Origin of the sequence: Bradyrhizobium sp. AZCC 2289, from assembly GCF_036924615.1 — a bacterium.
GTDB lineage: Bacteria > Pseudomonadota > Alphaproteobacteria > Rhizobiales > Xanthobacteraceae > Bradyrhizobium.
Genome location: NZ_JAZHRY010000001.1, coordinates 2,500,127 through 2,513,090, shown reverse-complemented (window position 1 = coordinate 2,513,090; position 12,964 = coordinate 2,500,127). Strand labels below are relative to the sequence as shown.

Annotated in this window: 15 protein-coding genes; 10 read left to right on the top strand and 5 right to left on the bottom strand. The window is 63.0% G+C overall.

Annotated elements, in window-relative coordinates; all coding sequences use genetic code 11:
* Nucleotides 1–67 precede the first annotated feature (67 nt).
* The 4 genes from V1289_RS12250 to V1289_RS12235 are packed head-to-tail and all read left to right on the top strand — an operon-like array spanning nucleotide 68 to nucleotide 3,554.
* Nucleotides 68–835 carry an ABC transporter substrate-binding protein gene (locus tag V1289_RS12250; RefSeq protein ID WP_334397199.1) on the top strand — a complete coding sequence of 256 codons (768 nt, stop codon included), beginning with the start codon at nucleotides 68–70 and terminating at the stop codon, nucleotides 833–835.
* A gap of 27 nt (nucleotides 836–862) precedes the next feature.
* Entirely contained in the window at nucleotides 863–1,516 is a 654-nt protein-coding gene (locus tag V1289_RS12245) for an amino acid ABC transporter permease (protein ID WP_334397198.1), read from the top strand.
* Nucleotides 1,513–2,244 carry an amino acid ABC transporter ATP-binding protein gene (locus V1289_RS12240; RefSeq protein WP_334397197.1) on the top strand — a complete coding sequence of 244 codons (732 nt, stop codon included), beginning with the start codon at nucleotides 1,513–1,515 and terminating at the stop codon, nucleotides 2,242–2,244. The genes V1289_RS12245 and V1289_RS12240 overlap by 4 nt, the downstream gene beginning before the upstream one ends.
* Before the next feature lie 17 nt (nucleotides 2,245–2,261).
* Nucleotides 2,262–3,554 carry an NAD(P)/FAD-dependent oxidoreductase gene (locus V1289_RS12235; protein ID WP_334397196.1) on the top strand — a complete coding sequence of 431 codons (1,293 nt, stop codon included), beginning with the start codon at nucleotides 2,262–2,264 and terminating at the stop codon, nucleotides 3,552–3,554.
* A gap of 15 nt (nucleotides 3,555–3,569) precedes the next feature.
* Here the strand turns inward: V1289_RS12235 and V1289_RS12230 are convergent, their stop codons facing one another.
* Entirely contained in the window at nucleotides 3,570–4,451 is an 882-nt protein-coding gene (locus V1289_RS12230; protein WP_334397195.1) for a phytanoyl-CoA dioxygenase family protein, read from the bottom strand.
* 467 nt (nucleotides 4,452–4,918) lie between these two features.
* Here V1289_RS12230 and V1289_RS12225 point away from each other — a divergent pair, with 467 nt between their 5' ends.
* The 4 genes from V1289_RS12225 to V1289_RS12210 all read left to right on the top strand — a co-directional run bounded on the left by V1289_RS12225 (nucleotide 4,919) and on the right by V1289_RS12210 (nucleotide 8,356).
* Nucleotides 4,919–6,532, top strand: a complete 1,614-nt coding sequence (locus tag V1289_RS12225) for a hypothetical protein (protein WP_334397194.1) — start codon at nucleotides 4,919–4,921, stop codon at nucleotides 6,530–6,532.
* Nucleotides 6,533–6,581: 49 nt separating this feature from the next.
* Entirely contained in the window at nucleotides 6,582–7,055 is a 474-nt protein-coding gene (locus V1289_RS12220; RefSeq protein WP_334397193.1) for an FMN-binding protein, read from the top strand.
* Nucleotides 7,036–7,947: an FAD:protein FMN transferase gene (locus V1289_RS12215; protein WP_334397192.1), complete on the top strand. Its 912-nt coding sequence runs from the start codon at nucleotides 7,036–7,038 to the stop codon at nucleotides 7,945–7,947. The genes V1289_RS12220 and V1289_RS12215 overlap by 20 nt, the downstream gene beginning before the upstream one ends.
* A gap of 91 nt (nucleotides 7,948–8,038) precedes the next feature.
* Nucleotides 8,039–8,356 carry a hypothetical protein gene (locus V1289_RS12210; RefSeq protein WP_334397191.1) on the top strand — a complete coding sequence of 106 codons (318 nt, stop codon included), beginning with the start codon at nucleotides 8,039–8,041 and terminating at the stop codon, nucleotides 8,354–8,356.
* A gap of 16 nt (nucleotides 8,357–8,372) precedes the next feature.
* Here the strand turns inward: V1289_RS12210 and V1289_RS12205 are convergent, their stop codons facing one another.
* Complete coding sequence (locus tag V1289_RS12205; protein WP_334397190.1) at nucleotides 8,373–9,965, bottom strand: gamma-glutamyltransferase family protein; 1,593 nt, start codon at nucleotides 9,963–9,965, stop codon at nucleotides 8,373–8,375.
* Between the two features lie 180 nt (nucleotides 9,966–10,145).
* On the opposite strand from V1289_RS12205, the gene V1289_RS12200 reads away from it, so the two are divergent.
* Entirely contained in the window at nucleotides 10,146–10,877 is a 732-nt protein-coding gene (locus V1289_RS12200; RefSeq protein ID WP_334397189.1) for a gamma-glutamylcyclotransferase, read from the top strand.
* Between the two features lie 31 nt (nucleotides 10,878–10,908).
* Here V1289_RS12200 and V1289_RS12195 read toward each other — a convergent pair whose 3' ends face one another.
* A complete protein-coding gene (locus tag V1289_RS12195; protein ID WP_334397188.1) occupies nucleotides 10,909–11,406 on the bottom strand; it encodes an L-2-amino-thiazoline-4-carboxylic acid hydrolase in 498 nt (165 codons plus the stop codon).
* A 22-nt stretch (nucleotides 11,407–11,428) separates the two neighbouring features.
* Entirely contained in the window at nucleotides 11,429–11,812 is a 384-nt protein-coding gene (locus V1289_RS12190) for a nuclear transport factor 2 family protein (protein WP_334397187.1), read from the bottom strand.
* Between the two features lie 185 nt (nucleotides 11,813–11,997).
* On the opposite strand from V1289_RS12190, the gene V1289_RS12185 reads away from it, so the two are divergent.
* On the top strand, nucleotides 11,998–12,591 hold the full coding sequence (locus V1289_RS12185; protein WP_334397186.1) for a LysR family transcriptional regulator: 594 nt from the start codon (nucleotides 11,998–12,000) through the stop codon (nucleotides 12,589–12,591).
* Nucleotides 12,592–12,683: 92 nt separating this feature from the next.
* Here V1289_RS12185 and V1289_RS12180 read toward each other — a convergent pair whose 3' ends face one another.
* Complete coding sequence (locus V1289_RS12180; RefSeq protein ID WP_309179433.1) at nucleotides 12,684–12,812, bottom strand: hypothetical protein; 129 nt, start codon at nucleotides 12,810–12,812, stop codon at nucleotides 12,684–12,686.
* Nucleotides 12,813–12,964 lie beyond the last annotated feature (152 nt).

Genomic DNA, 12,964 nt, shown 5'->3' with positions numbered 1-12,964 from the left:
GAGAAGCCTTCTCGTCGAGAATCGTGTGGGCGACCGCTCGGCCTTCCCTGGTACAGGAGGTAATGCGATGCCCCTCAAGCGACTCGTTCAGGCCGCTATCGCGGTTGTTGCCATTGCCGCCGGCGTGCCGGCCTCCGCGCAGCAGGTATTGAAGGTGGGCTCGACGCCAACCGGCATTCCCTTCACCTTCCTCGATACCAAGACTAACAGCATCCAGGGCGTGATGGTCGATCTCATCACCGAGATCGGCAAGGACGCCGGCTTCACGGTGCAGATCGAGCCGATGCAGTTCTCGGCGCTGGTGCCGTCGCTGACGTCGAACAAGATCGACATCATCTCGGCCGCGATGTTCGCGACCGCCGCACGGAAAGAGGTGATCGATTTCTCCGAGCCGGTCTACACCTATGGCGAAGGTCTCGTGGTGCCGAAGACCGACGCCAAGAATTACGCCTCGCAGGAAGATCTGAAGGGCGAGACGGTCGGCGCCCAGGTCGGAACCGCCTTTGTCGATGCGCTGAAGAAGACGGGATTGTTCAGCGAAGTGAAGGTCTACGACACCATTCCCGACATCCTGCGCGACGTGAATGCGGGCCGCCTCAAGGCCGGCTTCGCGGATTATCCGATCCTGGCCTACAACCTCAAGCAGGGCGCTTTCGGCGAGGTGCGGCTGGTCGATTCCTACAAACCGGCCACGGTTGGCACCGTTGCGATCGGAATCCGCAAGAGCGATCAGGAATTGCTGACCAAGATCAATGCCTCGCTCGCAAAACTCAAGGCGAACGGCGCCCTCGACAAGATTCTCGACAAATGGGGCCTGAAGCCAAAGGCCGCCTGACGCAGGGTGCAGCCGTGATCTGAACCGATGCAAAAATTCCTGAACGACGCCGCCGAGTTCCTGCCGATCCTGTTGCAGGGCGTCTGGCTGACGATCGTCGTCACCATCGGCTCGTTGTTGTTGTCGACGGTTCTCGGATTGCTGTGGGCCTTGATGCGGGTTTCCGGCGTCCGTGCGCTGACGCTGCTGAGCGGCGGCCTGATCAATGTGATCCGCGGCATTCCGATCATCGTGCTGTTGTTCTACCTCTATTTCGTGATGCCCGATTTCGGTGTGGCGATGACCGCGCTGCAGGCGTCGATCCTTGGGCTCGGCATTGCCTATTCGGCCTACCAGGCGGAAAATTTCCGTGCCGGCATCGAGGCGATCGACAAGGGACAGGTCGAGGCCGCGCAGACCATCGGTATGGGCTGGTGGCTGACCATGCGCCGCGTGGTGCTGCCGCAGGCGGTCAAAATCGTGTTGCCGCCCTACGGCAACATCATGATCATGCTCTTGAAGGACTCTTCGCAGGCCTCGACCATCACGGTCGCTGAACTCGCGCTGCAGGGAAAATTGATTGCGTCCTCGACCTTCAAGAACACCTCTGTGTTCACGCTGGTCGCGCTGATGTATCTCACCATGAGCATTCCGCTGATCCTGCTGGTTCGCCATTTCGAGAGCAAGGCGAACCGCAAATGATCGAGCTTCGCGACGTCCACAAGCGATTCGGCGCAGTCGAGGTGTTGAAGGGCATCACGGCCTCGGTCGAGAAAAGCGAGGTGGTCTGCATCATCGGCCCGTCGGGCTCGGGCAAATCGACCATCCTGCGCTGTATCAATGGTCTGGAGAGTTACGAGGCCGGCGACATCCTGGTCGAGGGCGCGCGGGTCGACGCCCACGCGCCGTCGATCGTTGATATCAGGACCCAGGTATCGATGGTGTTCCAGCGCTTCAATCTGTTCCCGCATCGGACCGCGCTTGAAAACATCGTAGAAGGCCCGATCTATGTGAAGAAGGAGCCGCGTGCGGAAGCGCTGGAGCGCGGCCGCGATCTCCTGGCGCAGGTGGGTCTTGCCGGAAAGGCCGATGCCTATCCGCCGCAGCTCTCCGGCGGCCAGCAGCAGCGCGTCGCGATCGCGCGCGCGCTGGCGATGCAGCCGAAGGCGATTTTGTTCGACGAGCCGACCTCGGCGCTCGATCCGGAACTCGTCGGCGAGGTGCTCTCGGTGATGCGCAAGCTCGCCGATGACGGCATGACCATGGTCGTCGTCACCCACGAGATGACCTTTGCCAAGGACGTCGCCGACCGCGTGCTGTTCATCGACGGCGGCGTTATCGTCGAGCAGGGCGCCGCCAAAACCGTGCTCAACCAACCCCAGCATGCGCGCACCCAGGACTTTTTGCGCCGCGTGCTGCATCCGCTCTAGACATCCGGTTGTCATCCATGAACGCGCACTCCCGTTTGCCGCTGCCGCCAAGCCTCTACGCCGATACGGCGGTGGCGCCGGTATCCACGCCGCCGCTCGAGGCGGACACAAGCGTGCCGGTCGCGATCGTCGGTGGTGGCTTCACTGGGCTCTCCACCGCGCTGCATCTGGCCGAGCAGGGCGTGCAGGCGACCGTCCTGGAAGCCCAGGAGCCGGGCTGGGGCGCGTCCGGTAACAATGGCGGCCAGGTCAATCCCGGTCTCAAGCATGATCCCGATCAGATCGAATCCGATTTCGGCGCCGAGCTCGGCCGCCGCATGATCGACTTCTCCTACGGCACCACCAATTTTACGCTCGATCTGATCCGCCGCTACCAGATCCCGTGCGAGGCGCGGCAGAACGGCACGCTGCGCGCCGCCTATAATGCCGCAAGCGCCGCCGCGATCGAAGCCACCGCGAAACAATGCATCCGGCGCGGCATGCCGGTGACACTGCTGGATGCTACGAAGATGCGCGAGATCACCGGCACCGACCGCTATCTCTGCGCCATGCTCGATGCTCGCGGCGGTGACCTGCATCCACTGAGTTATGCGCGCGGCCTGGCACGCGCCGCGATCGCGGCGGGCGCTGCCGTCCATGGCGAAACGCCGGCGCTGTCCTTGCGCCGTGACGGCGCGTGCTGGCGGATCGAAACCCCGCGCGCGGTCGTGCATGCCGAAAAGGTACTGCTCGCAACCAACGGCTTCACCGACAACCTTTGGCCGGCGCTCCGCCGCACCATCGTGCCGGTGTTTTCGTCGATCGCCACGACCGCGCCGCTGTCAGATGACGTCGCGCGCGCAATCATGCCGACGCGCTCGGTTTTGTATGAAAGTGGTCACATCACGGTCTATTACCGCATCGATCAGCACAATCGCCTGCTGATGGGCGGCCGTGGACCGATGCGCTGGATCCGTAAGCCTTCCGACGTTTCCTATTTCATCCGCTACGCAGAGCGGCTGTGGCCGCAACTGAAGGGCGTCACCTGGACGCATGGCTGGAACAGCCGGCTCGCGATCACCGCCGATCATTATCCGCATGTGCACGAGCCCGCGGAAAACCTCCTGGTTTCGCTCGGCTGCAACGGCCGCGGCGTCGCGCTGTCGACCGCGATGGGCGCGCAGCTCGCGCGTCGCCTGATCGGCGGCGCGAATGCGGAGATCGACATGCCGGTGACCGGCATCAAGCCGATCGCGATGCATGCGTTCTGGCCGCTCGGCGTCACGGCCGCGGTGCTGGCGGGGCGGGTGAGGGACCGGCTGGGGATGTAGCGGCAAGCAAGCCGATCACGCCGTCCGCCGGCTCACGTCGCCTGCCGTTGCGCGCAACAGGCGCCGGGGATGCAGTCCGTTGACGTGCCCCATTAACGGCGGATGGATCGAGTAGCCGATCAGTTCGCGGGCGCGTTCCGGCAATTGCTCGGCGACGTCGGCGGGAACGGCGAGCGCCATGTTTTCCAGCTGCCGCACCCAGCCCGCGCAATATTGCGGCGTGATGATCAGGCGCGGCCGGTCCGAGCGGTTGGCGCCGCCGCGGTGCCACAGCGTTCCCTTGGTGATCGCGAGCGAGCCTGACGGCATCATCATCTTGATCGCGTCGGGCCGCTCGCCGGCATCGCGATCGGCGCCCTTGCGGGCGAAATCCGACGGCTGCACCGCGCCCTCGACGATCTGTCCGTCCCATAAATGGCTCCCCGGAATGATCTCGGTGGCGCCGTTCACCTCGGTGGTGTCGTCGATCGCCCAGAACGTGCTGATCCCAAGCGCCGGCCGCGGCCGTGGCACCTTGGCGCCGTTGTCGTCGAAGTGCCAGGGCTGCACGGTCTCGCCCGGATGCAGGTTGATCGCGAGCAGGGCGGACAAAAGGCAACTCGATCCCAGTTCCGCCTCGGCAAAGGCCAGCGCCAGCGGATGGATCGCGAGCTCCGCGAACACCGGAGACTTGGCCAACAGCGCATAGACCCGATTGGTCTTCTCGCCCTCGAAATCGTTGCGGCCCTTGAGATCGCGCGCCAGGAACGGCGCCAGTGCAGCCCGGATTTCGGCGACCTTGGCCGGTGACAGCACGCGCTCGAAGATCACATAACCGCGACGGTCGAATTCCTCGCGCCAGGATTCGAAGGTCCGCCCCTTGAGCCACGGGGATGCTTGCTCTGCTGCGCTCGCCATGGCCTGCGCTCCCGGTCATCGGATTTTTTCAGTCGGCGTTTCCTCCACCATCTTACCGCTGCCGGTCGGCCCGACAAGCCGGGATCGGCGGCGGCAGATAAGACCGGACGGCGTCGTCGGTGAGCACATTCGCGGGAGAAGGCCGCAGGTCCGCAGCCGCAGGCTGTGTCTTTAGCGGGCTGTGTCCTTAGAAGGATTATAAATATCCGACGCCTGCATGCGCGCGATGTACTTCTCGTAGAACCATTCTAGTTTTCTTCGACGATTTAGTTTCGTTCTAATCTTCGATGTTAGACAGATTCCAATTTCGAAAACCTTTTCGGTTTTCGGAAACGCTCCCGAGCGGTGCTAGCTACACTATCGTCGCGGGGTATCGACCCCCGCAGTCTGGGGGCCTCATGTCTTTGCGTCTTTTCACGCCGCGATCCAATCCGTCAAAAGTTGCTCGAACCGGCTATCGAAACAGCGTGAGTCTGTTTCTGGCAGCAACCGCGCTGTCGACCTTCACCGGCGGAGCAGCTTTCGCTGTCGATGGCGATGCCAACGACATTCTCCTGAAGAAAATGGAGAAGATGGAGCAACGCATTCAGTCGCTCGAGGCGGAGCTGAAGCAGAAGCAGGTCGCCAAGCACGAAGAGCTCGCCAAGCCTGCCCGAACATCGGCGCTGCAGGCAAATGCCAAGGATCCCAATAAGGATCCAAATAAGGATCCAATTAAGGATGCCGATAAGGACACCAGCAAGGGTGGCAATAAGGACGCCGGCAAGGATCCCAATGCGACGGCCAGCCCCGCCGATGCAACCGATCTCCGCACCAAATCGACCGGGAAAGCGCCTGGTACGCCGACTTCCTCCCCGGATCTTCCCATTCTCGGATTGGCGGCCTCGCCCGTCGTCGGTCTCAGTATCGGTGCCTATGGCGAGATAAAATACGGCGCGATGCAGAACCCCGCGGCTAATGGCCAGTGGCAGAACGGTTTCGATGCCGCCCGGTTCGTGCTGTTGCCGACCTATGCGATCACCGATAACATCATCTTCAACGCCGAGATCGAATTCGAACATGCAGGCTCCGGGTTCGACGCCGACGACAAGCTGCACGGCACGGCGGAAATCGAGCAGATCTGGATCGACTTCAAGATCATCGATCAGTTCAACTGGCGATCGCCGGGCATCGATCTGGTGCCGATTGGTTACATCAACCAGCACCACGAGCCGACCCAGTTTTACAGCGTCAATCGGCCGGAGCTTTACAACGGGCTCATTCCATCGACGTTCAAGGCCGGCGCGAGCAGTGTCTACGGCACCATCGCGGACGGTTTGAGCTATCAGGTCCAAGTCAGTAGCAGTCTGGAGGACTTTGGCGGCGACTTCGGGCTGCGGACCGATGCCAACACCGTGCCGCCGTTCCCGATCGGTTACGCGCCGGGCATTAGCGGTCTCGATGCACTTGCTTTCGCGGCTCCGGTCCGCGGCGGTTTTTCACAGCTCAGCGACGCGGTTGCGGTTGCCGGAAAGCTGGATTTCGCGCCGGCATTCGTTCCGGGATTTGCGGGCAGCATCAGCGGCTATTACAGCCCCAATGTCACGCCACGCGGTGCCTATGCGGACACCGGAGAGTTGCTCGGCCGCACCAGCCTTGGCATCTTCGATGCCGAATTCCGCTACCGCATCCCCACCACCGGCCTCGAGCTGCGCGGCGAATATGTGTGGGTGAATTTCGGCCACCCCGAAAATCTTCGCGCCAACAACGACACCGATCCGATCAACAATGTCGGCAAGACGATGTATGGCTATTCCGGCGAAATCGCCTACCACGTTCCGCTTGGAACGATCCTGAACAGCGAGTGGGAGGCGGTGCCGTTCTATCGCTACACCTATGAGAACCTGCAGACCGGTGGCTTTGCGGGCACGGACGCGAACATGCCGACGGGGGCCGGGCAGCGCACGTTCCACACCGCGGGCCTTGCGGTCTTCCCGTCACCCAAACTGGTTCTCAAGGCGACCTATCAAAGGGTCATCGACAAGAGCGTCGTTGGCGCCTTGTCGGACTCGTTTCTTGGCGGCGTCGGATTTTTCTTCTGATCCGGCCGGGCTCGATCAAGCCTGACACCACAATGGAGGCAATTGGAATATGACGAAGTGGGTACGATACACCTTACCGGCCGCCGCGATCGTATCGATCGCGTCGCCGGCCTATTCGATGCAGTACCTTTCGATCGCCGAAGCGCAAAAACAGGCGTTTCCGTCGGCGACCAATTTTTCGGAAGTCCAGGCGGGCCGGGTCTGGAAGGCCGAGGCCGGCGGCCGCGCGGTCGGGTTCTTCATTTTCGACCGCGTCGTCGGCAAACATCTCTTGATCGATTATGCCGTCGCCCTGACCCTGGCGGGTGCCGTGCACAACGTCGAGATCCTGCAATACCGGGAATCCTATGGGGGCGAGATCCGGAGCCCGAGCTGGTTGGCGCAGTTTGTTGGCAAAACCAGCGGCAGCCCGCTCAAGATCAACGGCGACATCCGCAACATTGCCGGCGCGACGCTGTCGTCCACCCATGTCACCGAAGGCGTCAAACGGGTATTGTCGGCCTATGGCAATCGATTGCGGTAATATTCGTCGCGCCAAGCCGCTGCTCGGCACGTTTGTGGAAATCCAGGCGTCCGGCGCGAGCAAGGCCGATTTGAATGCGGGCATCGATGCCGCATTCGACGCGGTCGCGAAGGTGCATCGGCTGATGAGCTTTCAAGAGCCGGACAGCGACGTTGGCCGGCTCAACCAATTTGCTTCCAGTCATCCGGTGAGTGTCGACCCCTGGACCTACGAGGTTTTGCGGATAGCGATCGAGCTGTATTTTCGGTCGCACGGTGCGTTCGACATCACGATTGCCCCGGTTCTCCAGGCGCTTGGCTTGCTTCCCGGACCGGGCGAAGGATCGCGGGACGTCCCGCAAGCGCGAACCGCGCACCGGGTCGAGCTGCTGGGCGATAAAACGGTGCGCTTTTCCGGTCCCGGGATCGGAATCGATCTCGGCGGTATCGCCAAGGGTTTTGCGGTCGATCGCGCACTGGACGCCTTGCGCGGCTTCGGCATTGCCAACGGGCTGGTCAACGCCGGCGGCGACCTCGCTGCATTCGGCCCGGATCCGCAGACGGTTTCGATTCGCAATCCGGTCAATCCGCAAAGTTTCATGTGCGACATCAGCATCAGGAATGAAGCGCTGGCGTCATCGGCGCGCCGGTTCGATCCTTTTCGATCGGATGAAACGACGAATTCGGCGATCATCGATCCGATCACGTCCAAGCCGGCCTGCGCGATTCGGGGAACGACGGTGCGCGCGCCAACCTGCGACATCGCGGATGCGCTGACCAAAATCGTGATGATTGCCGGCACTTCCGCGGCCGATTTGCTTGAGCACTATCGCGCAGGCGCGCTATTGGTTCTGGCAGACGGCGACATCCAGATTTCCTCCGACCTGAAAGACCAGGTTTCCCTTGCGGCTTAATCCTCAATTTCGCTACGGCGTTTACGCCGCGGTCGCGGTACTTTTTTTGTCAGGGGGTGGCTGGTTTGCGGCCGATTGGCAAAAGGAGGGCGTGAACGGCGAAGCCTGGCAGCAGATCGCGGTCTATCTGCTGATGCTGCACGGCGGCGCCGCCATGGTGACCCTGCTGCTGCTGGGCGCGCTCGTCCCCGTTCACGTGCTGCGCGCTTGGCGGCGCGGCCACAATCTCGTGATGGGGTCGGTGATGGTCGCGCTGAACGCGATCCTGATCGTGACGGCGTTCGGTCTTTACTATCTGGGATCCGAAGCCGTGCGGCCCTGGATGAGCTGGGTGCATCTGGCCTTCGGGGTTTTATTGCCGGCATTGCTGGCGCTGCACATTTTTCTGGGACGGCGCCAGCGGGCTTGAGCCCATTGCGCCAGCGTTAGGCCTCCGCCACTGCGTCGCCCCAGGGCTGAACCGGCTCGGTGGCGCCACTGTTGGTGGCGCCCTCGCGCAGTACCACGCTCGGACAGGCGAACTTCATCGGCATGGTCTGGGCGCGGGCTTCCTCGTAATCGAAGCGTGCGCGCAAGGCCTCGCGTACCGGCGTCGGCAGCCGCACGTCGCCGATCACGATCGCGCCTTCGCTGGCGTCGATGCGCGGCTGATGGATCGCGGCGTCGAGGTCCATGCCGTAATCCATCACAAAGGACAGAACTTGCGTCACCGCCGGCAGAATGCGCCGCCCACCGGACGCGCCGACGGCCAGACGCCTGCCATCTGCGGCCTGCGCCAGCACCGGCGTGTAGTTGGTCAGGCAGCGTTTGCCGGGTTCAAGCGAATTCGGCAGGCCAGGCGTCGGATCGAACCACATGATGCCGTTGTTCATGGTGATTCCGCTCTGCGGCGCCACGAATTTGGAGCCGAACGCCGACAGCAGGGTTTGTGTCACCGCCGCCATGTTGCCGTCGCGATCGACCACCGAGAAATGCGTGGTGCAGGCCGGCGCCAGTGCCTCGGCGCCCAGCGCCCGACGGCCGTCGGCATCGCCCATATCGCTCAGGCGTTCGCGATAGGCCGATTGCAGGGTCGAGGCGTAGGCGGTATAGGCCGATGCGTCCGGTCCGCCGCGCGCGGGCTGCAGGCTTTGCTGCAGCAGGCGTAGCGTATGCGCAAGCGTCGGTCCGCAGGTCAGCTCCGGCGTCGCGTAGACCTTGCCGCCGCGATAGGGAATCACCAGCGGCTCGCGCAGGTGGCAGCGGAAGGACGCGAGGTCTTCGACCGATAGCGCGCCGCCGCCGGCCTGAATGTCGGCCGAGACGCTGCGCGCCAGATCGCCCTCGTAGAAATCGCGCGGTCCCTCGGCTGCGAGATGCGCCATCGTGGCTTTCAGTCTTTCCTGCGGCAGGCGCACGTGGGACCTGATTCCCCACGGTGCGTTCGGCGGCAGCCCATCGAGGAGATAGGCGGCGGCGCTCGCGGGGTAACGCCGCAGGTCTGCGGCGGAACTCGCGATCATCAGTGTGGTCCACCAGTCCACCAGCAGACCTGCACTGGCGAGGCTGACACTCGGGCCCAGCAATTCCTTCCAGGGCAGCTTGGCGTGGCGGCGATGCGCTTCCTCCATGCCGGCGACGACGCCGGGCACCGCGATCGAACCGGGACCGTGAAGATTGCGGTCGTCCTTGACGCGCGGCCAGGGGAAGAGGTCGGAGGCCGCACCATCGCCGGTGAGCGGATAATCCGCGGTGCGAAGGCTGTTCGGTGAGCGCATGCCGTAATCGATCACTTCGTAACGGTTTTCGCGCGCGCGATAGAGCACCATCGCGCCGCCGCCGCCGACGCCGCTCATCCAGGGCTCCAGCACACCAAGCGCGAATGTGGTCGCGATCACGGCATCGACGCAATCGCCGCCGGCCGCCAGCACCGCGGCGCCGACTTCGGCGGCTTTTCGCGACTGCGCGGCGACGATGCCGCCTTTGGAGGTCACCGCCGGTTTGCGGATCTGCTGGGCGTTGGAGAACAGGTCGTGCATGGTACGGGCTTTCACTGGCTTGGGATGGCGCGCGAAAACTAGGGAATGGACGCGGCCTCGTAAAGGCATTCGAACGCGGCCCTGATCTTCGGCACGGAGGCTTCCGCCAACCAAATCGTGACCGCCTTGCCTGAAACGTCCGGATATAAGCGGTGGTCAGGACATTCTCGGGAGCCGTGCTTGACCCAGGACGCTTTCATCCATCTGCCTAACCTTCGCGACCGGGTGACGTCTCCGGAGAATTCATTGCTGCGCCTGACGCCGGAAATGTTCGCGATGTGGGAAAAACGCGCCCGCGCCGCGGGATTCCCGGCGAACTGGCGATTGTCGGATGAAATCATCGAGGAGTCGCGACTTACGCTGCTCGGCAACCACAGCAACACCGACGACCTCTGGATCTACTCCTACGGATCGCTGATGTGGGACCCCGGTTTCCATTTCACCGAAGTCAGGCTGGCCGACCTTGACGGCTATCAGCGCCGGTTCACCCTGAAGATCGATCTCGGCCGCGGTTCGCGGGAATACCCGGCGCTGATGCTGTCGCTGGAAGCGCAGGCTGGCTGCTGCCGGGGATTGGCGTTCCGGATTGCTGCCGGTTCGGTGGCTGCGGAGTCGGCGATCCTGTGGCGGCGCGAGATGCTGCGGGGCGGCTATGCGCCGGCGATGGTGCCGATGGCGACGCCGCAGGGGCCGATCACTGCGCTCGCTTTTGTCTCGAACCCATCGCATCCGAGCTATGTCGGCGAACTGCCGCTCGGCGAGACCGCGGCGATCATTGCCAGCGGCAAGGGCATTTTGGGCACCAACCGCGAATACCTCGCGCAACTTGCGACACAGTTGCAGGCGCTCGAAATCGAAGACCGCTATGTCGAGCAATTATATGGGCAGGTCAATGAGAGCGTAGGCGCCTGACGGCTCCCGAGCCCTGCTGGTGAAGGTGCCGTCATCGCGGTGCGAACCGGTAGCGGAAGGTGCAGCTCGGGGCGCCCTGCATGATCGTCTGCTCGCGCGTGAGGCTGACCTCGCTGCCGCCCGTTGCCGCAATATCGAAATCGGCCTCGCATATCAAGAGCCCGCCGAGTTCGGGTTCGCCCAATGCGCGGAAGAATTCGGCGAAACGGCAGCGCGTCACGTCGATATCCAGCGCCTCCTTGTCGTGGCGCAGAATCTCGACCTCGACCTCCCGGCCAGAGACCTCGCCGAATACGTTTTGGATGGCCGCCCATTTCTTCCGCGGGCTACCCTCGATGCTGTCGCCGATGGCGGCGAACAACTGCTTCGACCAATCGCGCAAGGCTTGCTTGACGATCGCGTCCGCCTTTTCCTTTCCCAGTTCCGAACGCAGCGCCCGCAGCACCGGCACCAGCACCTGGGCCTGGATACGCGTCTTGTCGAGCAGCGACAAATTGGGATCGACCAGATAGTCGTCGAGTACGCTCATTGCTATTGCCTCCCGGAGCCGGCTATTCCCGCATTTCGGTCATGAAAACCTTTTGCGCGATTTGCCAGCGCCCCTCGATCTTCAGCAGCGACAATTGATCGGTGAAGAAGCGCGGCGGGATCGCGCATTTGAGTTTCACATAGGCCATGGTCGGACTGACGAGGTCGATGGTCAGGACCTGATCGTCGCGGGGCAGGCCCCGCTGCTTCGGCGACGACCTCACGCGAACCTTGTCCAGCCAGATGTCACGGGGGGTGATCACCAGTTCGCCGTCGTCGGTGACGCTCGTCAGCGCGCTGGTCGGATGAAATACGCTGGCAATCTTGCCGGCGTCGCTCTCGTAAAGTCCATCGAGATAGGACTGGATCACGCCTTCGATGATCTTGACGTCGTCGGTGCCGTTCATGGGGATCCTCAAGGATTGATCGCTTGCGACGCAGACCATCGCGTTCGAAATGCGCAATGCTGCGTCGCAAGCACCGATATCGCGGGCTTCGAGCCAGGCGCAAACGATTTAAATTGAGCGATTGACCCAGAAAATCTGATGCATGACACTCCGCCGATCACGGCCGAGAAAATTCCGGAAGCGACATGAGCCATCGACTGCCACCCCTCAATGGTTTGCGTTCGTTCGAGGCGGCGGCGCGCCATCTCAGCTTCACCCGCGCCGCCGACGAGCTTTGTGTGACGCCGGGGGCGGTGAGCCAGCAGGTGAAATCGCTCGAGGACGCGCTCGGCATTGCGCTGTTTCGACGTCTGCCGCGCAGCCTGGTCCTGACCGACGCGGGCGAAGCCTATCTGCCGGCCATCATTTCCGCGTTCGACATTATTTCAAAGGCGACGGAATCGGCCGCGCCGGCGTTGCAGGGGCGAACGCTGCGCCTGGGCATTACGCCGCACATCGCGCGAGCGGCCGCCTCGACGGTGCGGAAGCTTCGTCAGGCAGCAACAGTCAAGGAAGCGGTGAAATTGAGGCTGACCGACGATCTGGCCGAGCTGCTGGATGGCAGACTGGACGCCATGCTTCGCGCGGCCGGCGGCTCCCACCCCGGTCTTCATATCGATCGCCTTGTTTTGGCCGGTGTCGGTGGGACAGAAACGCCCGTTATGCTGTTGACGCATCCCGGCCTCGCCGGATGCCGCGAACATCGCAGGCTCTTGAGGCGGTTGAAGGAAATGGCGTGACCGTCACCCGATGACGGCGCCTTGGGTCAATTTGGTTGCAGCGCAGCGTATGTTGGAATCCGGATGGCAATGCAACGGGCCGCGCCGCGCCGTCAGATCCCGAAGGCCCAGACCGCAATGATGGTCCCGAGCACCGCGAGGCCGGAAATCGTCCAGCCGGTCGCGTAAACCGCATCATCCGTTTCGGGCCTGTCCACCATGGAATCGTGCCAGTGGGTCATCACAGCCTCCTGGAGTTCCCCTCTTAGCTAGGTCTCCGCCATCGGCTAAAGGTTCAACGCTCCCGATGTGATAATCGCGGCGGCGCCCGGCGGGTTCCACGCCGGGTTGGTTATTTCGTTCGTTGGAGGAAGGCGGGCAGGGCAGCGCTCAG